We start from the raw sequence: 22947 nt of genomic DNA on the forward strand, positions 1-22947 counted from the left end.
TTTATTCATCTTTGTCATCTTCGTTTTTAATGTATTTACCAATTTCATTATATAATCCTGCATAGTACACAAGATCTTTATCTAAATATAATGAATATAGAGAAGTTTTTGCTAATTCTGAAGAAGCTGAGTCGTTTGATACTAAATATTTTAATTGATTAATTATTGAATTTCTTTTTGATGTATCTTTTAATAGTTCTTGTACATCTTTAGAGTGTAATGAACTATTAATAGGTCTATTTCAAATTTCTTTAAACTCATTTTCATTGTTAATAGATTTTCCTAATTTAATTTTCTTTCTTTCTTCAGTATTTTTACCAATTACTTCATAAGTATTTTGATCATCAACACCTGAACCACCTAATAATTCAATCATATAGATAGGTAATACAACTACTATTTCTTCATAATTACCATTATCTTTATCTGTAAAAGAGTATTTTTCAGGACTTTTAAAAACTAGTCCGGCACCATTATTCCATTCTTTAATAGCAGATTCATAATTTGCACCTGATATCGGTGAATCACCAATAGATGTTCCATTATTATATAATGTAAATCCTTTAAATCCACTTTGTCCAAAATAAGGGTCGTATGAATTACTATCATTAGTTATAGGAGTGTATGCTGTACTTTCACTTGGCTCATCTCTCACAACTTTTTCATCAAGACTTGATAAAGCTTCTATAAGATCTTTAACGCCTTTTTCAAAATTATTAATAATTTCACCAGTTGCAAAATTTAAAACACCCTTAAGTTTTTTTCCAATAACTTCTTCAAGTTTTAAATCTTTTTTAGTGTTATCATATTTAACTGTTCAAACCATTTTTACATTTGTTTTTAGTTTTTCATTTGTATTATTACTTCATGATTGTGTTTTTGAAAAAATAGGAGAAGAAGTGTTTAAGAAGATATTATTTCCATCCCCAGCTGATTTGGTTTTAAACATATTTGCATCAAGAAATGATTTTGTTAATAAATTTGCATTTATATCTTCAAGAAGTTTAGATTCAAAGTATTGTTGAAATCTTAAATAAAGAGCAGTTTTTGAACTTATTCTTGTTTTAACTTCATCTTTTACTAAGTAAAACTTTGTAACATTTTCATCTTTTACATCTTCGCTATACTCAAGTGTTAAATCTTTAATGTTAGGAAGATGAGATTTTAATGTTTGATTTTCATCTAAACCTTCAATTATTTCTCCAGAATATTTTCAAGGAGTGGGAGTTTTTTCACCTGTTCTTTGAAATGAAACAGTTTTATAGTCACTAGATTTTACTTCAAAACTATCATTTTTTGGGTCACCTTTATCATCTAAAGTGCTCACAGTTGTATCATTTACAATGTTTAAATCATACAAATACTTAGCTTGTGTATTGAAATCAAAATTTTCATTACTTGATAAAGCTTTTGTATATTCTAAGAATAAATTATCTTCTGCAATTGAGCGAGTATCAGATGAGTATTTTTGTTTAAATTCTTGTTCAATACTTCCATCGTCATTTTTTTGATATAAATCTGTAAAGTTTAAGTCTTTAAACAATTTATTTGTTGAGTCAAAACTATATTGTTTTGAAATTAATTCATTTATCATGTTTACAACAATTGATGTAGCGTCATCAGTACTGAAAAATGAACCAAAGTCCATATTAGCAACTGCTGCATCACCCGCAAGACTAGCTATAAGTTTTTTAGCTAACTCTGGGTTCAATTTAGGTTTATCTGGTCTAACATCTCAAGAATTATCCTTATCACCACATGCAACAACAGTAGATGAAGTTGAGGCAACTAGACTAATAGCAGTTAATCATCCTATTAATTTTTTCATTATTTATCACCTCTGTAAAAACTATAATTTTTGTAGTAGATATTTATAAACTCGACATTTAAATAGTTTAATGACATTGCTTGAACATCTTCTGTTGCTTTATCTCCAGGCTTTCAAAACTTTTTATTTGCAATTGATTTAAGATTATCATCAAATAAGTCTTTGCCTTCAATTATTCTTTTTGGATAATCTGATTTGTCTGATTGTTTTTTAATTTCTTCATTTCTTTTGTTGAATTCATTTACAAAAGCATTACTTGGTGCTGAATCAACAATTGACTGCACTGTATTCAACATACTATTGAACTTATTTTCTAATGCTGTTGCTATATCTTCATCTCCAGCAGATTCATCTTTTTTAAACTCAATAAATTGATTAATAAAATCTTTTTGATCTGAAACTTTGTTTTTACCATCAATACTAATAGTTTTAAAATATTCAAAAACAGATGTTGATCAACTATATTTTGAAACATCAGTTGATGATTCGATTTTTACTCAATCCTTAACTTCACTCATTGCATCAAACGAAGTTGCTGCACCATCAATACCTTTTATAAGTGATGTATTAGTTAAATATTTTAGATATCTATTTGTAATGTTTTTATTTAAATCATCATAATATTTAACACCATTAGATAATTCCACTTCAGTTTGTATATAAGCAATTTTTTCGTTATTTGTTAATTTATGAAAGTTTTTAAAGTTTTCTAATTCTTTACGAGTATCAGTAGATATTAGACCATCTTCAAGACTTTTTGTTGTTTTTAAACTTTTATCTTTACTAGTTGAACTTTCTTTTAAATATTTATAACCATCAATATTAATTATATGCAGTCCTGAGGTATCTATTAACAATAATCTACCATCACCTAAAATAGCATAAAATTTAGAATCTACATTATTGGCATTTCTTGAGAAAGTTTGAATTACTTTATCATCGATTTTACTGATATCTTCATTTGATGACAAATCAACGCCTGAACTTTTATCTCTTAGAACATAATCATAAACCGCGTCTCTCAAATCTTGAGTGTAGTCAGATGAATTAGATAAAGTTAGTAATTTATCATACTTTTTAATTGTTGCTTTACCATCAAGTAAATTAGTTATTGTTCCCTCTGACATATATCTTCTTCAAATATTATCTGAAGAACTATCAGATGGTTTAACTGATTTTAATAATAAACCAATTTCAGCTTGGTACTTTGTATATGTTCTATTTTCAAAGCTTTTTCAAGATACACCATCTTCAAATTTGTGTTCATCAGCAAATGGAATTGTAATTTCACTAATTGCTAATGGAGATTGTGAAGTATATCATTTATCTAAAAAGAATCTTTGTGAATTACTTATAAAACCTTTTCTTGATGCAGCATCTGTTGATGAAAAAGTTGTTAAATCAACAGGCACATCATATTTTAAATCTCTAGTATTTTCAATAGTTGTTTTTAAATTATTTCAAGTTGAAATATCATTAGTTTTATTCATAACTCATTCTTTGCTATCTTTTGTTGAGTTATATATTTGATTTAAAATATTCTTATCTGAATCTAATATTGATTGAACTTTAGATTCATCATCTCCTGCTGCAACTAAGTTTTTGTATTTTTCTTGAACTGTTGTTTTTGAAACTCAAGTTACACCTTGTTGATCTGTGTTTAATAAAACATCTAATAATGTTTTTGATACATTGTTAGAAGAGTCATTTAATAAAATATCTGCTTTGTATTTTTGTTCAAGCAAGTCTCTATCCATATCTTTTGTATCAGTTTGATATACACTAAACTTTTCAACAAGCATTTTTTTTCATTCGTCTTCTCATTTACCTGCATAATCGTTTTTGTATTTATCTTTTTCATTTTGAATTTGTCTATCAACATTTGATGATAAAGTTTTTCATCTCTCAGTAATTATATTTTCTAAATTGTAAATATAATAGGGGTTAGTTTTATCAAGCTTATATTTAGCACTTGAACCTTCTCCATAGTTATTTTCAGAGTTTGCTACTAATGATAAATTAAACATTTTTAGCAAATCAATAGAGAATTTTTCTCTATTTTTTACACCTGAACTTGCATTAATAAGTTTATTTAATACATCTTTAGCAGTAATATCTGCTTTCCCGTCCAGTTTTTCTAAAAAATGAACCAAAATTGAATTGCCATCGGCGTCTTTTTGGTCATATTTAGAATCACATGCAACTACTATTTGTGCAGTTGTTGCTATCAACGAAACAGTTGAAAGCAATGTTAGTAATTTCTTCAAATCATTCACTCCTTGATTTTTTATCAAGATAATTATAATAAAAAAAATCGTTAAATATTACATTATTTAAATTTAATTAAATATTTATAAATGTTAATCAATTTTTGTATTAAAATATAATAACTTATAAAGGAAGATAATATGCATAAATTAGAAATTAAAGACTTGTTTGTAAATATTGAAGATAAAGAAATATTAAAAGGTATTAATTTAATAGTTAATACAGGAGAAATTCATGCTTTAATGGGCCCAAATGGAAATGGAAAATCAACACTATTAATGACAATAATGGGTCATCCAAAATATGAAATAATATCTGGTGATATTTTGATTGATGATGTATCAATTCTCGATTTTTCAGTTGATGAAAGATCTAAGGCAGGGCTATTTTTAGCTATGCAAAATCCTCAGGTAATACCAGGTGTAACAAACTTAGAGTTTTTAAAATATATAGTAAATTCGCATAATGAAAAACCCAAAAAGTTACAAGAGATTTATAAAGATATTAAAGAGCAAGCAAACTCTTTAGATTTCAATTTGCACATGTTAAAAAGATTTGTTAATGATGGTTTTAGTGGTGGAGAAAAAAAGAAGAATGAAATCCTACAATTGAAAATGTTAAATCCGATCTTTAGTTTAATTGATGAAATTGATTCTGGATTAGATGTTGATGCTCTTGAAGTGGTAGCTAATAATTTGAATTCATTAGACCTAAATAAAAATGCTATGATTTTAGTTTCACATTACGACAGGTTTTTTAAAAAAGTTATTCCCACACATTCACACGTAATAATGGATGGTAAAATTGTTATGTCTGGCGGAAATGATTTAGTTGAAAAAGTTAATAATAATGGATATTCATGAATAAAGGAATTAAAAAACAATGAATAATGAATATTTAAACAAAAAATTAGAATTTATTGATTTAAGAGAAAAATTTATTAATGAATTGATTATTTCAAATGATAGTGACTATTTAATCTTTTTAGAAAAGTTAAGCAAAGACATGCAATTTATTATTTCTCAAAATATAAATACAAAAGTCTCAATAATTTTTTTTAATAGTAAAAGTAAGCAAGATGTTGCAAATTACAACTTAAACTTTAATTTATTAAAAAACTCTCGGTTAGAACTTAACATTGCTAATCTTAGCAGTTTTGATGTTAATGAAAAAATCAATATCAATTTATTAGATGAAAATTCTGGAGTTGAATTATATTGTGCAACTATTATAAATAAAGAGTTTGATAAAAAAACGTTATTGAATGTTGAACACAAAGCAAAAAATACATACTCAAATATCAAGGCTTATTATGTTTTAAAAGACACATCCAAAGGATTTGTTAGATGCATAAGTAATATAACTAAAGGTTCATCTGGGTCTGAAGCTCATCAAGAATTAAGATTATTAATATTAGATGAAAATGCTAAAGCTAATTCTGACCCAGTATTATTAATTGATGAAAATGATATCATAGCAAGTCATGCTAATGCTATTGGAATGTTAGACCCCGATCAAGTCTTTTATTTATTATCTAGGGGGTTGGATGAAAATACTGCTCAGGAACTTATTATTAATGGTTATTTTGAACCAATTTTTAGTACAGTAATTGATGAAAACTATCGAATATTATTATGGGATGTTTTAAAGGATATGATTTAATAATGAACTACAAAAATTATTTTTCTTATTTTAAAAATAATTCAAATGAAATTTATTTTGATTCTGCTGCGACTTCAATAAAGTTTGATGAAGTTATTAAAGCTCATTCTGATTATGATCTGTTATACGCTGCTAATTCACACAATGATCTTTTTAAAAATGCTTTTTTTTCCAATCAAATGTTATTGGAAACAAGAAAAAAAGTAGCTACTTTTATAAATGCCAAAAATGAAAACGAAGTTGTATTTACAAGTGGAACTACTCATTCGTTAAATCAGTTAGCATTCGGTATATCAAACTTAATTGATAATAATTCTAAAATTTTATTAACAAAACTTGAACATGCATCAAATCTTTTACCTTGAATTGTAGTTGCAGAACAAAAAAATGCTTGTATCGAATTTTTAGACCTTGATTCTGAATATAAAATTGATATAGATAAAATAAAGAATAAATTAGATAGTTCTGTTAAAGTCGTGAGTTTTGCTATGAATTCAAATACAATTGGTATAAGTAATGATGTTGAATTAATTACAAAATTAATAAAATCTTACAACAAAAATATCATTGTTATCGTTGATTTAGCTCAATCAATAATCCATAACAAAATTGATGTAAGCAAATGAAATGTTGATGGAGTTGCATTTTCTACTCATAAAATGTTTGGACCATTTGGACTAGGAGTTTTATGAGCTAAAGAAAACTTACTAAATGAGTTAAAACCAATATTTTATGGTGGTGGAAATAACATTGATATTAGTAATAATTCATATAAGTTAGCAAAACCACCCCATAAATTTGAAAGTGGTACTTTAAATTTAAGTGCTATCTATGCATTTAATAAATGTTTAGATGTAATTAATGAAATTGGTATTAATAAAATCATTGAATATCCAAAATCATTGAAACAATATTTTAGGGCGAATATAGATGATTCTATTATTAAAAAGTTTAACTTCTATAATCTTGATAATGATCAACCAATTCTTTTATTTAACTTATTAAACGTAAATGCACAAGATTTTGGAGCATTTTTAAATAAGAAGTATAATATTTCAGTAAGAGTTGGTAAACATTGTGCAAGATTAACTAGCGACTTGCTAAATGCACACTCAACTATAAGACTTAGTTTTTCAATTTACAATACATATGAAGATATTGATAAATTAATAATTGCACTAAAAGATTCAGATAGTTGAGTTAATGAGATTATATAAGAGGTAATTATGATAGATGTTAATGACAAAATTCTTTTAAGACAAATAATAATGGAACATTACACTGAACCAGAAAACAAAAAATTGATAGAAAACCCTAGTTCAATAATTCAAAAACAGGATTCAGCAACTTGTAGTGATGAAATAGATGTACAGCTATTAATAGAAAATAATATTATACTTGATGCAAGATTTGATGGTGTTGCTTGTGCGATTGCTATTTCTTCTTCTGACATTTTGTGTAATGAATTAAAAAATAAATCCTTAAAAGATGCCATATTACACCTGGATAATTATCATAAATTAATTACTGGAGAAAAATATAATAATGAAATTTTAAATGAATTAATTGTGTTTAGTGATATTCATAAACAAGGAAACAGAATAAATTGTGCATTATTAGCAGCGGATGGTTTTAAAAAAATTATATTGAATGAGGTAAAGTAATGAAAAAACTAAAACAGGAAAAACAAATACAAGAAATTGCGAAATATAAATATGGTTTTAATGAAGGTGAGTTGTCATCATTTAAAGTTGAAAAAGGTTTGTCTAAAGAAATAGTTACTCAAATTTCTAAATATAAAGAAGAACCAGAATGAATGTTGAAATTTAGACTAGATAGTTTAAAAGTTTTTGAAAATATGCCACAACCTAATTTTGGACCAGATTTAAATTGAATAAATTTCAATGATTACTATTATTACACAGAAGGTAGTGACAATATTTCAAATAATTGAGATGATGTTCCAGATAATATAAAAAGAACTTTTGAAAGATTGGGAATTCCTAATGCAGAGAAGGAGTTTTTACTTGGTATTAATGCTCAATGAGATGCAAAACCAGTTTATGAAAATTTAAATAAAGAATTAATTAGTAAGGGTGTTATTTTTACAGATTGTGATACTGCGTTAAAAAAATATCCTGAGTTATTTAAAAAGTATTTTTCAAAACTTGTGAATAATGACGATAATAAATATGCGGCCCTTAACTCAACTGTATGAAGCGGAGGTACATTTATTTATGTACCCAAAGGTGTTATTCTTGAAAAACCATTGCAAGCTTATTTTAGAATAAATTATCAATTATCTGGTCAATTTGAAAGAACTTTAATTATAGTTGATGATGATGCTCAATTACATTATATAGAGGGATGTACCGCACCAGTTTATTCAAAAAATAATCTTCATGCTGCAATAGTAGAAATTTTTGTTGGTAAACGTTCAAGCGTAAGATATACAACTGTTCAAAATTGAAGTGACAATGTACTTAATTTAGTTACAAAAAGAAGCATTGTTGAAGAAGATGGTAGAATGGAATGAATAGATGGTAATATTGGTTCTAAAATTAATATGAAATATCCTGCTTGTATTTTAAAAGGTGATAGATCTCAAGGAGATACAATATCAATTGCTGTTGCAAAAAATGGAGTTTATCAAGATGCAGGTAGTAAAATGATTCATTTAGGTAAAGAAACTAAATCCAAAATTGTATCTAAATCTATTACTTTCCAAGGTGGCACAGCAAATTATAGAGGATTAGCCTTTATAGGACCAGATGCCATTAATTCAAAGGCTAGAGTAGAATGTGATACATTGATACTTGATAATAAATCACATTCCGATACTATCCCTCAAAATAAAGTACAAAATAATAAGTCTCAAATTGAACATGAAGCAACAGTTTCAAAAGTTAGTGAAGAGCAATTATTTTATTTAATGTCAAGGGGCTTGACAGAACAACAAGCTTTAGAAATAATTGTTATGGGATTTCTTGAACCCTTTACTAAAGAACTTCCACTTGAATATGCTGTTGAATTAAATCAATTAATAAAAATGGATATGGAAGGTTCTGTAGGATAAAAAAAACTTATTATTTAATAACTGTAGAACTTTTTCTAACAGATTATTTATAATAAGTTTTTTTATTTATCTAAAACTTTTTCTGCACCATCACATTTTTTACAATAGATAACAGTAAGTTCATTTTTTCAGAATAATCTTGATGCTTTTAAGCTAAAGTTATTAACTTCAGGTAATCTTTTTTTTGCAGTTGAGAAGTATTTCATATAATTTTCTGGTTTATAAACACGTTTACAATTTAAACATTTTATATGATTAATTTGAAACTTTAAGATAATTGATCTAACTTCTGCAATATATCAGTCAAGATCATTTTTTGAATATTCATCTGAAAAATATTTATCAAATGCATCAGTTAACTCATTTTCTCCTGCATCAGTTCTTTGCTTTTTATCGTTATATTTTTTTACAAATATTGGAAGAATTACAAGTGTCAAAAATGTAATTATAGTATTTGATCCAATAAATATACAAGAAGCTAATGCAATTTTCACAGATAAGTCCATTTGTTCACTCCTTCATTACAATACAATTTCTACGCCATCAATATCATATGGAAACTCTTCAATTAATATTGACTCTACACCTTCTTTAAAGGTAATATCAGTTAAACCACAACCAACACAATTACCTTTTAATCTAATATACACAATTTTATTCTTAAATGCAACAAACTCCATATCGCCACCGTCTTGATTAATGTAAACTTTAAGTTGGTCTAGCATATCAAGAATTTTTTTTTCAAGTTCTTTATTTTCCAAAATTATTGACCCAATCTAAAAAAATTTTTATTTATAAAATAAATTTATATAAATTAAGTTTATAATTTTATTGTTAGGAGAGCAACAAAATGGTAGAAAAAGGACAAAAAATTATTGCTAAAGTAACAGCAATTGTTAATTATGGAGCTTTTTGTGAAATAATTAACGATGATGATCAACCAATGAAAGGTTTGATTCATATTTCTGAAATTTCAGATTTCTATGTTAAAAGTATTTCGGACTTTTTAGAAACAGGTAAAGAATATGAAGTTGAAGTAATTGATTTCTTAGAAGATAAAAATCAAGTTAAACTAAGTTTTAAATCATTAAGACCTGAACTTTTAAAGTCTGATGATTCTAAAATTCAAGAAACAACAAATGGTTTTGATAACTTAAAAAATAGTATAAAGTAAATATATAAAGCATTAGGAGTATTATATGATTGAGTTAAATTTGAAAAATGTTAATTTTGAACAAGAAGTTATAGAGTTTGATAAAGCTAAAATTGAATCAATTCATAATCTAATTATTAATAAATCTGGAAAAGGTTCAGATTTTTTAGGTTGATATGAATGACCAAATAACTTTGATAAAAAAGAATATAATTTAATGAAAGAAAAAGCAGAAGAATTACGCAATGAGATAGAAGTTTTATTAGTTGTTGGTATTGGTGGTAGTTATTTAGGTACAAGAGCCGCAGATAATATGATTAGAGGTTTATTCACTAAAGATAAGGTTGAGCTAATATATATTGGTAATACAATTTCTTCAAGCTACATTAAACAAGTTTTAGATTATGTTGATGACAAGGAATTTGCAATTGCAAATATATCAAAATCAGGAACAACTACAGAACCAGGAATATCTTTTAGAGTATTTCAAAATAAGTTAGTTGAAAAAAAAGGCAAAGAAATTGCCCAAAAAAGAATTGTAGCTATAACTGATAAATCAAAAGGAGCATTAAAAAAATTAGCAACAATTGAAGGATATACTACATTTACAATACCAGATGATATTGGTGGTAGGTTTTCTGTTTTTACACCAGTTGGAATATTTCCATTATTGGTAGCTGGAATTGATACTGATTTATTATTTAAAGGTTCTCAAAAGGCTTATAAGGATTTAGAATCACTAGATAATAGTGCATATAAATATGCTATTACAAGATATTTATTAAATGTTGAATATAATTATAAGACTGAGGTTCTTGTTAGTTATGAACTACAAATGCAAATGTTTACTGAATGATGAAAACAACTATTTGGAGAATCTGAAGGAAAAGATAATAAAGGCTTATTGCCATCAAGTTGTGTTTTTTCAACTGACCTTCATTCATTGGGACAATTTATTCAAGATGGTACAAAAAATGTTTTGTTTGAAACAGTTATAGATATTAAAAAGCCACAATTTGACATAAATGTTCCAGTGGTAAAAGAAGATCTTGATGGTTTAAATTATTTAACTAACAATTCTTTTCATGAAATAAATCACATTGCACTTGAAGGTGTTATTGAAGCCCATGTAAACACTGGTATGGTACCAAATATTGTTTTAGAATTTGAAAAAATGGATGCTGAAATGTTTGGCTATGCAATTTATTGATTTATGCGTGCTTGTGCATTTAGCGGTTACTTGCTTGAAATTAACCCATTTGACCAACCTGGTGTCGAAGTATACAAAAAAAATATGTTTAAGCTACTTAAAAAACCAGGATTTTAAAAAAAGCAATTTTATTGCTTTTTTTTATTTAAAATTAAGTTAAGAGGTAAATTATGTTAGAAAAAGATCAATTATTATATTTAAGCAAAAAACAAGAAGAATTAGATAGTTATATAATGAACAGTCAAAATTTAACTCTAAATGACGAAATTGATAATATGAAGTTAGTAGCTCTTCTAGTTGAATTATCTGAATTTATTAATGAATGTAGAGCTTTTAAATTTTGATCCAAAAAACCACCAAGTGATAAAAGTGTAATTTTAGAAGAGTTTGTAGATGGGTTACACTTTATAATTAGCATAGGTAATGATATAATGTATAATTTTTCAAACTTTGAGTATAAAAATAACAATAATAAAGATTTAAATGAATGGTCAATTGAAGTTTATAATATGGTTATGAACTTTTATAACTTTAAAAGTCATAAAAATTATCAAATTATGTTTAATAGTTTTTTAAATTGTTTAAGAATTTTAAATTATACAACTGAGGACGTACTTGATTCATATAATTTAAAAAATGCAACAAATTTTAAAAGGCAAGATAATAATTATTAGTAATAGTTAGGAGGTAAAAATGGACTCTAATAAAAAAGATTTTTCTCAATATAAACCAAAAAATCCTAATGATCCCAAAATGCCGACATTAGGTGATGAAAAAGTTGAAAAACCTGTAACTAATGATTTTGTTAATAACAATTCATCTAATTACTCTAACACAAATACTAGTACAAGTGAGCCATTTTTTAATAACTCTAAAGCACTTGGAATTCTAAATAGTTTGAAAAAAAATTTAGAACAAAAAGATGAAAAAGATGAAAAAAATGAGAGTAGGTTAGTATTACCAGATCCAGAATCTGAACTTAATATTGTAAATCAATTAAGAAATAGAGGTTCTATTAAGAACAGGGCATTACAACAAAACACTAAAGATAAAATAAAGACACTAAGAGAAGACCACAGACTTCACTTAAAAGAACAAGAGATTGAATTAATTAAATCAACTTTTAAGGAAAAAGTTATTAAAGTTAATCGAAATAGTATTGTTTTAAAAAATTCTAAATTTGGTTTTGAAATTTATAAAAATAATGTCGATAAGAGATATTGGGTAGTTGCAATATGTTTTGAAGAATTATTTAATCCTCAAAAAATTACATACACTAATTTATGAACAGGTGGTGCTTTCATCGGTTATGGTTATGATGATTTAGATTTAACTTTGAATAAAACTTTAAATTTATTCAAAACTGGTAGAACAGGAAATATTTACTGAAAAGACTTTGTTGTTGATTGATCAAAAGAAACAAATAGATTTATAACTGATGAAGAACCAAAAAAATTTACATACACTGAATACAAAAAAATAATTGATTGATATAGTAAAAATAAAATTAGAATATGTGTAAAAAATAAAAATAAAAAAGACTATGAGGATTTAATGTTTGAAGTTAAACAAAAAAGAGCAAATGGTGAGTTCGTATCACCAATGGTTGCTTTACAGGCAAAAATGATTGATAAACCAAGAAAGGCTTCGTACATTTTTGGTTACCCTGTTTTAAATCCAAATTATAAAGGAAAGGATTTTGTGAAACCCGAAAATAAGTTATATGAAATAGGTTTTGCATTTACTGAATAATGAAAATAATAAATTCAATAAGTAATGATTTTATAAAATTTGCTATTTCTTTAAAAAATGCAGGAAACCAAAAAAAGTATTCCAAATACTTAATTGAAGGCGAAAAAATGACAAAACTTGCTTTTAAGTTAAAAGAAACGGATTGTATATTAATAACAAACCAAAAATATATTAAAGAATTTGACAATTTTGATAATATTATTTTAATTAATAATAATGTGGCAAAAAAAATTTCATCTCTTGTAAATCACCAGGGTTATTTTGCTATTTGCAATATAAAGCAAAAAAATTTTGATTATAAATCAAATTTTTTGATTCTAGATGGTGTACAAGACCCAGGAAATATGGGAACATTATTACGCTCAGCACTTGCTTTTGGATTTAAAAATATTATTTCAACTGATAATTCAGTTAGTTATTATAATGAAAAAGTTTTGAGAGCAACACAATCAAATCATTTTGAATTAAATTTATTAACAACAACAAGTTTGTTAGAAACAATAAATATTTTAAAAAATAAAGATATTGTTATATTCGGAACTTCATTAAACAAAAAAAATCATGATATTAACTATGATGTAAATAAATGTTGTGCACTAATATTAGGAAATGAAGGCAAAGGTATTGATAAGAGTTTAGAGGTTTTATTTGATAAAAATCTAATAATTAAAATGGAAAATAATGTCGAAAGTCTAAATGTTGGAGTTGCAGGGTCAATTCTAATGAAAGATTTATTTTATTATAAAACTAGATAGAGGTATATATTATGAAAGAATATAAAGCGGTTATTAATGGTGAATTTATAGATAATAATGAATGATTAGAAATAATTAATCCAACTGATAATTCAATTGCTGGTAAAGTCACTGCATTAAAAGGTAAAGATATTAACAATGCATTTGAAAGTGCAAGAAAGTCCCAAGAAGCTTGAGAAAATACTCATCTATTAAAAAGAATCTCAATATTAAATAATTTTAAAAAATTATTAATACAAAATAAAAATAATTTAGCTGAAGTTATGACAAGTGAAATTGCTAAAAGTTTAAAGGATTCATTATCAGAAATTGATAGAACAATTGAATTAATTGAATATACATTTGAAGAGGCTAAAAGAATGGACCCTCTAGCGCTAACTGGTGAAGGAATGGGTGCAAAAAATAAACTTGGTATTTTTTCAAGAGTAGCTAAAGGTGTTGTTCTTGCAATATCACCTTTTAATTACCCATTTAATCTTGCTTTAGCAAAAATTATACCTGCATTAGTAATGGGTAACACAGTAGTATTTAAACCTGCAACTGCAGGTAGTTTAGTAGGTTCTTTATTAGGAAAATTATCTATTGAAGCAAATTTTCCAAAAGGAATATTTAATGTTGTAACCGGAAGAGGTAGAGAAATTGGTGATTTAATTACAATGAACAAGGAAATTGACATGATTTCATTTACTGGGAGTGTTTCAATAGGTAATAACATAAAGGAAAAAGGTAGTAGCAAAGATATTGTTTTAGAACTTGGTGGAAAAGATCCTGCTTTAGTTTTAGACGATAATAACTTAGAAAGTTATTCTAAAAATATTATTGACGGTGCTTTTGGATATTCAGGTCAAAGATGTACCGCTATTAAAAGAGTAATTACAACTAATAAAATTGCAGACAAACTTGTTCCACTTCTTATAGATAAAGTAAATAAATTAACAATTGGATCACCTTATGAAAATAAAGATATAACACCAGTTATAGATCAAAAGTCTGCTGACTTTATAAAAGGATTAGTTGAAGATGCTAAATTAAAAAAAGCTACTATATTGACTGGTGATAAATACATTAAAAATCTAATTTATCCTACTTTAATTGATAATGTAACTTTAGAAATGAGAGTTGCCTGAGAAGAACCGTTTGGACCAATACTACCGATTATTAGAATTGACAATATTGAAGAAATGATAAGAGTAGCAAATGAATCTGAGTTTGGTTTGCAAGCAAGCATATTTTGTGCGGATATAAATAATGCCCTACAAGTTGCTAAAAGAATTAAAACCGGTACTGTAAATATAAATTCTAAATCTCAAAGAGGACCTGATTGTTTCCCATTTTTAGGTATAAAAAACTCAGGACAAGGTGTTCAAGGAGTTAGAGAATCATTATTAAGTATGACAAGATATCATGGCATAGTAATTAACTACTAAAAGTGTAAATACTTGATTTTATATACTATTTTGTTATATTATTAAGTTAATATGTAATATGGGTTTACTGAATGGGGTTAAGTAATGAATAAAATAAAACTAATATTTAATATATTTTTACCAATAGCAATAATATCTACTTTTGTTGGTACTTTTATTTTTTTAATAAACATTTCTTCTGACTTAAGTGTTAATTTTATAATGTTTACAGAAGATAATTATGTAGACAATTCATTTTTAATTTCTCAATCATTAGTGATTATTGCAATTTTAGTTAATCTAGTTTTTTGATTCTTTTCATTATTAACAAAAGAACTTAAAGTAATTAGTTTTATAAAGTCTTTTTTAGCATTATTTTTATTAATATCATCAGCATACTTTTTAATATTATTATATTTACAACTTGATGAACTTTCATTTGCATATATTAATATATCAATACTTTTAAATTATTCGCTTTTAGCTCTTGGTTCTGCATTATCATTAACTTGTTTTATATTATTTTTAGTTTATTCAATAGTTTTAAATAAAAAACCAAAAAGAGTTATTAAAAGAAGTCCAAGCATTCAGAGTGAACCAGTATCTCAAAACTCTATTGAAGAGTCTAACGATGAGGTTTACAACGAAACTGCTTTTAATGTTTCAAATGAAGAAAAACCAAATTTGGTTGAAGAAAGCTTTACATCAACACCAAATGAAGAAACTTTTAATATTTCTGATAAACTCTCTGAATTAAAGCATAATTTACACAATAATGTTTTACCAAATGATGAAGAAGTTGAACAAAATATTAATTTAGAAGAACATAATAATAATGATTCATCTGTTGATGAAGATATCAGTGAATATCTTGATGAAAATACAATTGATGATTTTAATAGGGAACAAATTTTAGATAATAATGATATAAATCCAACAACATTTGTAAGAAGTCCTATAGTGAATAATGGGGCCATTTTATCAAACTCAAGTAATAATAATAAAATCAAAAACAATGATACTCAGAGTGCCTCTAAGGCATCAATGCAACCTAATAAAGAGGCAGAATATAAAGGACCAATAGATCCTTATAAACAAACTATTGTACCAAGAAGGTTTTCTTCAGTTAAGAGTGGTAAGTTTGAAGGCCCAATAGGTAATATTGTAAAAAACTTAAGTTCTTCAAACAAAGAAAATAGAAAAAAACCTGTTTATGATCAAAATTATCAAGGAAAAATATTTTTGGGTGACTCTGACAGAATATGAGATGCATTAAAAAAACAAGCTTCAGATGTTTATAAAAATGAAAACTTTGAAAAAAAGGATAACAATCTAGAAAAAAATAAAATTTTAGACCCACTTAATAGTGTTGAAAACTTAAATGATGAACAGAAAAGTGTTTCTACAATTGACTGAGATGATTAAAAAGTAACTTATAAGAGTTATTTTTTTATATTTTCTGCTAAAAAAGAGAAAAAAGTAAAAAAAATAAAAAAAAATAAAACTTTTTTAAAAAAACTATTGATTTGTGAAAATAAAGGTGATATTCTCTTAATTGTCATTGTTCAAGTGACGAAAACGATCTTTGAAAACTAGATAGAACAACCAATTATTTGTACAATTAATTGTTCAATTATTTGAGTAAATACAACAAAAAAAAAGAGATATAAGCCATGAATCAAAATTTTCACATTTTTTTAATGAGAGTTTGATCCTGGCTCAGGATGAACGCTGGCGGCATGCCTAATACATGCAAGTCGAACGGGGTGCTTGCACCCAGTGGCGAACGGGTGAGTAACACGTATCTAATCTACCTCTTAGTGGGGGATAACAGTTGGAAACGACTGCTAATACCGCATATGACACCATTATGGCATCAGAAGGTGTTGAAAGATCCGTTTGGATCGCTAAGAGATGAGGATGCGGCGTATTAGCTTGTAGGTGGGGTAATGGCCTACCTAGGCGATGATACGTAGCCGAACTGAGAGGTTGATCGGCCACATTGGGACTGAGATACGGCCCAGACTCCTACGGGAGGCAGCAGTAGGGAATTTTTCACAATGGGCGAAAGCCTGATGAAGCAATGCCGCGTGAGTGATGAAGGTCTTCGGATTGTAAAACTCTGTTGTAAGGGAAGAAATGCTAGAAGAGGAAATGCTTTTAGTTTGACGGTACCTTACCAGAAAGCCACGGCTAACTATGTGCCAGCAGCCGCGGTAATACATAGGTGGCAAGCGTTATCCGGATTTATTGGGCGTATAGGGTGCGTAGGTGGTTAGTTAAGTTTGAGGTTAAATCCCAGGGCTCAACCCTGGTCCGCCTTGAAAACTGGCTAACTAGAATACAGGAGAGGTAGATGGAATTCCATGTGTAGCGGTGGAATGCGTAGATATATGGAGGAACACCAGTGGCGAAGGCGGTCTACTGGCCTGTGATTGACACTGAGGCACGAAAGCGTGGGGAGCAAATAGGATTAGATACCCTAGTAGTCCACGCCGTAAACGTTGAGTACTAAGTGTCGGCAATTTGTCGGTGCTGCAGCTAACGCATTAAGTACTCCGCCTGAGTAGTATGCTCGCAAGAGTGAAACTCAAAGGAATTGACGGGGACCCGCACAAGTGGTGGAGCATGTGGTTTAATTCGAAGCAACGCGAAGAACCTTACCAGGGCTTGACATCCAGTGCAAAACTACAGAGATGTAGTGGAGGCCAACATTGAGACAGGTGGTGCATGGTTGTCGTCAGCTCGTGCCGTGAGGTGTTGGGTTAAGTCCCGCAACGAGCGCAACCCCTATCGTTAGTTACTAACATTAAGTTGAGCACTTTAACGAGACTGCTAGTGTAAGCTAGAGGAAGGTGGGGATGACGTCAAATCATCATGCCCCTTATGTCCTGGGCTACACACGTGCTACAATGGCTGATACAAAGAGTCGCAATCCTGTGAGGGGGAGCTAATCTCAAAAAGTCAGTCTCAGTTCGGATTGAAGTCTGCAACTCGACTTCATGAAGCCGGAATCACTAGTAATCGCGAATCAGCAACGTCGCGGTGAATACGTTCTCGGGTCTTGTACACACCGCCCGTCACACCATGAGAGTTGGTAATACCAGAAGCACGTATCTTAACCGTAAGGAGAGAGCGTACCAAGGTAGGATTAGCGATTAGGGTGAAGTCGTAACAAGGTATCCGTACGGGAACGTGCGGATGGATCACCTCCTTTCTATGGAGTTAATCATAGTTAAATAAAAAAGCTGAGTGAACGATAAAACAGCTTTTGGTTTATATCTTAGTTCTATCTAGTTTTCAGAGATTGTTTTTGTTAAATCTACAATGTCTGATAAAAAAATCGTTCTTTGAAAACTGAATATTAGATGAATTAGACAATTTTATTTTCTTGCGTTTATTTATAAACGTAATAGTAACTTAAATGTTAACTAAGTAGAAAACTAAAATTTCAAATTTTATATAGATTATCTATATTTGCAATAAGGTTTTTCTTTAGAAAGTATAGTAAGGGCATATGGTGAATGCCTTGGAAAATGGAGCCGATGAAGGACGTGACTACCTGCGAAAAGCGACGGGGAACTGGAAGTAAGTTTTGATCCGTCGATGTCCGAATGGGGAAACCCGTTATGATTAATCTCATAACATCTTTAACTGAATACATAGGTTATTGAAGGGAACCTAGGGAACTGAAACATCTTAGTACCTAGAGGAAAAGAAAACGAATGTGATTCTGTCAGTAGCGGCGAGCGAAAGCGGAACAGGCCAAACCGGTCTACGGGCCGGGGTTGTAGGACTCTTGTTAGAGTTACAAAATTAGTGTATAGCAGAAACTGTTGGGAAACAGTGGCATAGAGTGTGATACCCACGTATGCGAAATGCACTAATCTCGAGAGAGTATCCTGAGTACGGCGGGGCACGTGAAACCCTGTCGGAATCTACCCAGACCACTGGGTAAGCCTAAATACTACCATTTTACCGATAGTGAACCAGTACCGTGAGGGAAAGGTGAAAAGTACCCCGTGAGGGGAGTGAAATAGTACCTGAAACCATATGCTTACAAGAAGTCAGAGCCCGTTAATGGGTAATGGCGTGCTTTTTGTAGAAAGAGCCGGCGAGTTACGATATCATGCAAGGTTAAGTGGAATCCACGGAGCCGCAGTGAAAGCGAGCCTTAATAGGGCGTTTAGTATGATGTCGTAGACACGAAACCAGGTGATCTAGCCATGAGCAGGTTGAAGTTAGGGTAAAACCTAATGGAGGACCGAACCGACGTTCGTTGAAATGACCGCGGATGACTTGTGGCTAGGGGTGAAATTCCAATCGAACCTGGAGATAGCTAGTTCTCCCCGATATAGCTTTAAGGCTAGCGTCGAGGTTTAGGATTATGGAGGTAGAGCTCTGAATGTATGATGGCCCCACCTAGGGGTACTGATTACAATTAAACTACGAATGCCATAATTTCATACTCGGCAGTCAGAACATGGGTGATAAGGTCCATGCTCGTGAGGGAAACAGCCCAGATCAACAACTAAGGTCCCTAAATTTATGCTAAGTGTGTAAGGATGTGGAAGTGCACAAACAGCTAGTATGTTGGCTTAGAAGCAGCCATCATTTAAAGAGTGCGTAACAGCTCACTAGTCGAGTGCTTCTGCGCCGAAAATGTACCGGGGCTTAAGCATAGTACCGAAGTTTTGGATTTACAGTAATGTAAGTGGTAGGGGAGCGTTCTAATCGTGATGAAGTTAAACCGTGAGGATTAGTGGAATGATTAGAAGTGATTATGCCGGCATGAGTAACGTTTGGGAGTGAGAATCTCCCATGCCGTTTGACCAAGGTTTCCTGGGCAAGGTTCGTCCACCCAGGGTTAGTCAGGACCTAAGGCGAGGCCGAAAGGCGTAGTCGATGGACAACAGGTTGATATTCCTGTACCACCTAATAAAGTGATGGAGTGACGGAGAAGGATAGTGGATGCCAGCTGTTGGTTATGCTGGTCTAAATACAAAGAGGTGTACGTAGGCAAATCCGCGTGCTATAACCTTGAAGTATGATGGGGAGTGAACGCTTCGGCAAGTAGCGAAGTCCATGACTCCACGCTTCCAAGAAAAGCTTCTAGCGTTAATTTATTAGGTGCCTGTACCGATAACGAACACACGTGGTCAAGGAGAGAATCCTAAGGCAAGCGAGATAACTATAGCTAAGGAACTCTGCAAAATGACCCCGTAAGTTAGCGAGAAGGGGTGCTCACTTTTAGTGAGCCGCAGTGAAAAGGGAGGGGCAACTGTTTAGCAAAAACACAGCTCTCTGCAAAGTCGCAAGACGAAGTATAGGGGGTGACACCTGCCCAGTGCCGGAAGGTTAAGAGGAGATGTTAGCTTCGGTGAAGCATTGAATTGAAGCCCCGGTGAACGGCGGCCGTAACTATAACGGTCCTAAGGTAGCGAAATTCCTTGTCAGGTAAGTTCTGACCCGCACGAAAGGTGTAATGATCCCTTCGCTGTCTCGGCTATAGACTCGGTGAAATTTTAGTACCAGTGAAGATGCTGGTTACCCGCAACTAGACGGAAAGACCCCGTGGAGCTTTACTATAACTTAATATTGAATTTTGGTGTAACATGTAGAGGATAGGTGGGAGACATTGAAGCAGTCACGCCAGTGGCTGTGGAGTCATCCTTGGAATACCACCCTTGTTATATTGAGATTCTAACCTAGACCTGTTATCCAGGTCAGGGACAGTGTTTGGTGGGTAGTTTGACTGGGGCGGTCGCCTCCTAAAGAGTAACGGAGGCGCTCAAAGGTACCCTCAGTACGGTTGGAAATCGTACGCAGAGCGCAAAGGTATAAGGGTGCTTAACTGCGAGACTTACAAGTCGAACAGATGCGAAAGCAGGACTTAGTGATCCGGCGGTCCCGTGTGGAAGGGCCGTCGCTCAACGGATAAAAGTTACCCCGGGGATAACAGGCTAATCTCCCCCAAGAGTTCACATCGACGGGGAGGTTTGGCACCTCGATGTCGGCTCATCGCATCCTGGAGCTGTAGTCGGTTCCAAGGGTTGGGCTGTTCGCCCATTAAAGCGGTACGTGAGCTGGGTTCAGAACGTCGTGAGACAGTTTGGTCCCTATCTGTTGTGGGCGTAGGAAAATTGAAGAGAGCTGTTCCTAGTACGAGAGGACCGGAATGGACGCACCTCTGGTGCTCCTGTTGTCACGCCAGTGGCATAGCAGGGTAGCTATGTGCGGAAAGGATAATCGCTGAAGGCATCTAAGCGAGAAGCCTCCTTTAAGATGAATTTTCCCATTCTTTAAGAAGTAAGATCCCATGTAGACCACATGGTTGATAGGTTGGGTGTGTAAGCACGGTGACGTGTTAAGCTTACCAATACTAATAGATCGAGGACTTTCAAAGAATAAATCTTATAAACAATTGCTTTATAGATATATATAACATCTAATACTCAGTTTTGAGAGAATGATTTAGTTATTTTTTAAATAACTTCTCTCAACAAAAAAATTTAAAAAGATCTGGTGATTATGGTGCTGAGGTCACACCTGTTCCCATACCGAACACAGAAGTTAAGATCAGTTACGCCGACGATAGTATAATGCGAAAATAGGAAGTTGCCAGTTTAAAAAAAATATTTTTTATCCATACTATTAGTATGGTTTTTTTTTATCTTAAATTTCTTTCATAATTGTTTAATTAAAAACAATAAGTATGTAGTAATAATTAAACTAATAATTATATAATATATTTATTATAGGTTTTAAAGGTGGATAATATGGTAAAAAATATAGAAATAATTTTAGAAAGATTTAAAAAAAGAATTGATGAAGTTCAAAATAAGGAAGAATTAGAGTTAATTAAAAAAGAGTTTTTAGGTAAAGACTCTGAAATGAATGATGTTCTTAGAAATATTCGTAGTTCTTCTAATGAAGAAAAAAAATTAGTTGGTCAAAAGTCTAATGAAGCCAAAAATTTAATGATAAAAATGATAAATGATATTGAGTCTGTTTATGAAAGTGAAACGTTAAAAAATCAGTTAAAAACTGAAATAATTGATCAATCATTACCAGGTATAAGTTTCAAAAAAGGTTCAGTTCATCCACTTAATTTAGTTGTTAATGAAGTTTGTGAAATATTCAAAGAATTAGGGTATAAAATTGTAAGTGGTTTAGAGTTTGAAACAGATGAATATTGTTTTCAGAAATTAAATATACCTGTTGGACACCCTGCAAGAGATATGCAAGATACATTTTATGTAGATAATAAAAGCTTATTACGTACGCATGCTACAAACGTAACTTCAAGAATGCTAACTTTCTGCGCTGAAAATAAAATTGAAAATATGGCTGTCTTAAGTTATGGTAATGTTTATAGAAGAGATGACGATGATGCTACTCATTCTCATCAATTTATGCAAATGGATGTATTTGCAATCGGAAAAACTATTAGTTTTGCAAATCTAAAATGATTGTTGCAACACATGTGTAAAAGATTATTCTCAGAAGACACTAAAATTAGACTTAGACCAAGTTTTTTTCCATTTACCGAGCCTTCTGCTGAGGTTGATGTAGAATGTATCAGTTGTAAAGGAAAAGGGTGCTCTATATGTAAAAACACTGGTTATATTGAAATACTTGGTTCTGGAATGATAAATCCAGAAGTATTAATGCTTAATGGATTAGACCCAGACAAAATAACTGGTTTAGCATTTGGTGTTGGTATTGAAAGAATTGCAATGTTAAAATATAATTTAAAAAATATTCGAGATTTATATGAAAACGATATAAGATTCTTAGAACAATTTACTTTTTTTGGAGATTAGGTGAGGTAAAA

At 30.2% G+C, this 22947-nt stretch carries 17 protein-coding genes and 3 rRNA genes; 16 read left to right on the forward strand and 4 right to left on the reverse strand.

Going from position 1 to position 22947, the window contains the following annotated elements; translation table 4 throughout:
* Position 1: 1 nt before the first annotated feature.
* Both STURON_RS01180 and STURON_RS01185 read right to left on the reverse strand, forming a co-directional pair.
* The gene (locus STURON_RS01180) at positions 2-1828 is read right to left on the reverse strand and encodes a lipoprotein (protein WP_075048062.1); all 1827 of its coding nucleotides are present in this window, start codon (positions 1826-1828) and stop codon (positions 2-4) included.
* Positions 1828-4095: a lipoprotein gene (locus STURON_RS01185; RefSeq protein WP_075048063.1), complete on the reverse strand. Its 2268-nt coding sequence runs from the start codon at positions 4093-4095 to the stop codon at positions 1828-1830. Before STURON_RS01185 ends, STURON_RS01180 begins: the two co-directional genes overlap by 1 nt.
* A 141-nt stretch (positions 4096-4236) precedes the next feature.
* Here STURON_RS01185 and sufC point away from each other — a divergent pair, with 141 nt between their 5' ends.
* The 5 genes from sufC to sufB are packed head-to-tail and all read left to right on the forward strand — an operon-like array spanning position 4237 to position 8834.
* Entirely contained in the window at positions 4237-4986 is a 750-nt protein-coding gene (sufC, locus tag STURON_RS01190; protein WP_075048064.1) for a Fe-S cluster assembly ATPase SufC, read from the forward strand.
* Positions 4979-5758: a SufB/SufD family protein gene (locus STURON_RS01195; protein ID WP_075048065.1), complete on the forward strand. Its 780-nt coding sequence runs from the start codon at positions 4979-4981 to the stop codon at positions 5756-5758. Before sufC ends, STURON_RS01195 begins: the two co-directional genes overlap by 8 nt.
* Positions 5731-6975, forward strand: coding sequence for a cysteine desulfurase (locus tag STURON_RS01200; RefSeq protein WP_082236159.1), 1245 nt, complete (start codon positions 5731-5733; stop codon positions 6973-6975). Before STURON_RS01195 ends, STURON_RS01200 begins: the two co-directional genes overlap by 28 nt.
* 9 nt (positions 6976-6984) lie before the next feature.
* Positions 6985-7422: an iron-sulfur cluster assembly scaffold protein gene (locus STURON_RS01205; protein ID WP_075048067.1), complete on the forward strand. Its 438-nt coding sequence runs from the start codon at positions 6985-6987 to the stop codon at positions 7420-7422.
* Positions 7422-8834 (forward strand): Fe-S cluster assembly protein SufB, encoded by a 1413-nt coding sequence (gene sufB, locus STURON_RS01210; protein WP_075048068.1) that lies wholly within the window; start codon positions 7422-7424, stop codon positions 8832-8834. The genes STURON_RS01205 and sufB overlap by 1 nt, the downstream gene beginning before the upstream one ends.
* 62 nt (positions 8835-8896) lie before the next feature.
* Here the strand turns inward: sufB and STURON_RS01215 are convergent, their stop codons facing one another.
* Both STURON_RS01215 and STURON_RS01220 read right to left on the reverse strand, forming a co-directional pair.
* Positions 8897-9340 (reverse strand): hypothetical protein, encoded by a 444-nt coding sequence (locus tag STURON_RS01215; RefSeq protein ID WP_075048069.1) that lies wholly within the window; start codon positions 9338-9340, stop codon positions 8897-8899.
* 15 nt (positions 9341-9355) lie between these two features.
* A complete protein-coding gene (locus tag STURON_RS01220; RefSeq protein WP_236681162.1) occupies positions 9356-9595 on the reverse strand; it encodes a NifU family protein in 240 nt (79 codons plus the stop codon).
* 89 nt (positions 9596-9684) lie between these two features.
* On the opposite strand from STURON_RS01220, the gene STURON_RS01225 reads away from it, so the two are divergent.
* The 11 genes from STURON_RS01225 to pheS all read left to right on the forward strand — a co-directional run bounded on the left by STURON_RS01225 (position 9685) and on the right by pheS (position 22936).
* Positions 9685-10008, forward strand: a complete 324-nt coding sequence (locus STURON_RS01225; RefSeq protein ID WP_075048070.1) for a S1 RNA-binding domain-containing protein — start codon at positions 9685-9687, stop codon at positions 10006-10008.
* 25 nt (positions 10009-10033) lie between these two features.
* Positions 10034-11314 (forward strand): glucose-6-phosphate isomerase, encoded by a 1281-nt coding sequence (locus tag STURON_RS01230; RefSeq protein WP_075048071.1) that lies wholly within the window; start codon positions 10034-10036, stop codon positions 11312-11314.
* A gap of 53 nt (positions 11315-11367) precedes the next feature.
* Positions 11368-11871, forward strand: coding sequence for a dUTP diphosphatase (locus STURON_RS01235; RefSeq protein ID WP_075048072.1), 504 nt, complete (start codon positions 11368-11370; stop codon positions 11869-11871).
* 19 nt (positions 11872-11890) lie between these two features.
* Positions 11891-12949, forward strand: coding sequence for a hypothetical protein (locus tag STURON_RS01240; protein ID WP_075048073.1), 1059 nt, complete (start codon positions 11891-11893; stop codon positions 12947-12949).
* Positions 12949-13704 carry a TrmH family RNA methyltransferase gene (locus STURON_RS01245; protein WP_075048074.1) on the forward strand — a complete coding sequence of 252 codons (756 nt, stop codon included), beginning with the start codon at positions 12949-12951 and terminating at the stop codon, positions 13702-13704. The genes STURON_RS01240 and STURON_RS01245 overlap by 1 nt, the downstream gene beginning before the upstream one ends.
* An 11-nt stretch (positions 13705-13715) precedes the next feature.
* Positions 13716-15131: an NADP-dependent glyceraldehyde-3-phosphate dehydrogenase gene (locus STURON_RS01250; protein WP_075048075.1), complete on the forward strand. Its 1416-nt coding sequence runs from the start codon at positions 13716-13718 to the stop codon at positions 15129-15131.
* Positions 15132-15215: 84 nt separating this feature from the next.
* Complete coding sequence (locus STURON_RS01255) at positions 15216-16535, forward strand: hypothetical protein (RefSeq protein ID WP_075048076.1); 1320 nt, start codon at positions 15216-15218, stop codon at positions 16533-16535.
* A 271-nt stretch (positions 16536-16806) separates the two neighbouring features.
* A 16S ribosomal RNA gene (locus STURON_RS01260) occupies positions 16807-18327 on the forward strand.
* A gap of 278 nt (positions 18328-18605) precedes the next feature.
* Positions 18606-21517, forward strand: a 23S ribosomal RNA gene (locus STURON_RS01265).
* Between the two features lie 114 nt (positions 21518-21631).
* Positions 21632-21737: ribosomal RNA gene (gene rrf / locus STURON_RS01270) — 5S ribosomal RNA — on the forward strand.
* Together the 16S, 23S and 5S rRNA genes form the textbook arrangement of a ribosomal RNA operon.
* Positions 21738-21889: 152 nt before the next feature.
* On the forward strand, positions 21890-22936 hold the full coding sequence (pheS, locus tag STURON_RS01275; RefSeq protein ID WP_075048077.1) for a phenylalanine--tRNA ligase subunit alpha: 1047 nt from the start codon (positions 21890-21892) through the stop codon (positions 22934-22936).
* Positions 22937-22947 lie beyond the last annotated feature (11 nt).

The organism is Spiroplasma turonicum (genome assembly GCF_001262715.1).
GTDB lineage: Bacteria > Bacillota_I > Bacilli_A > Mycoplasmatales > Mycoplasmataceae > Spiroplasma_A > Spiroplasma_A turonicum.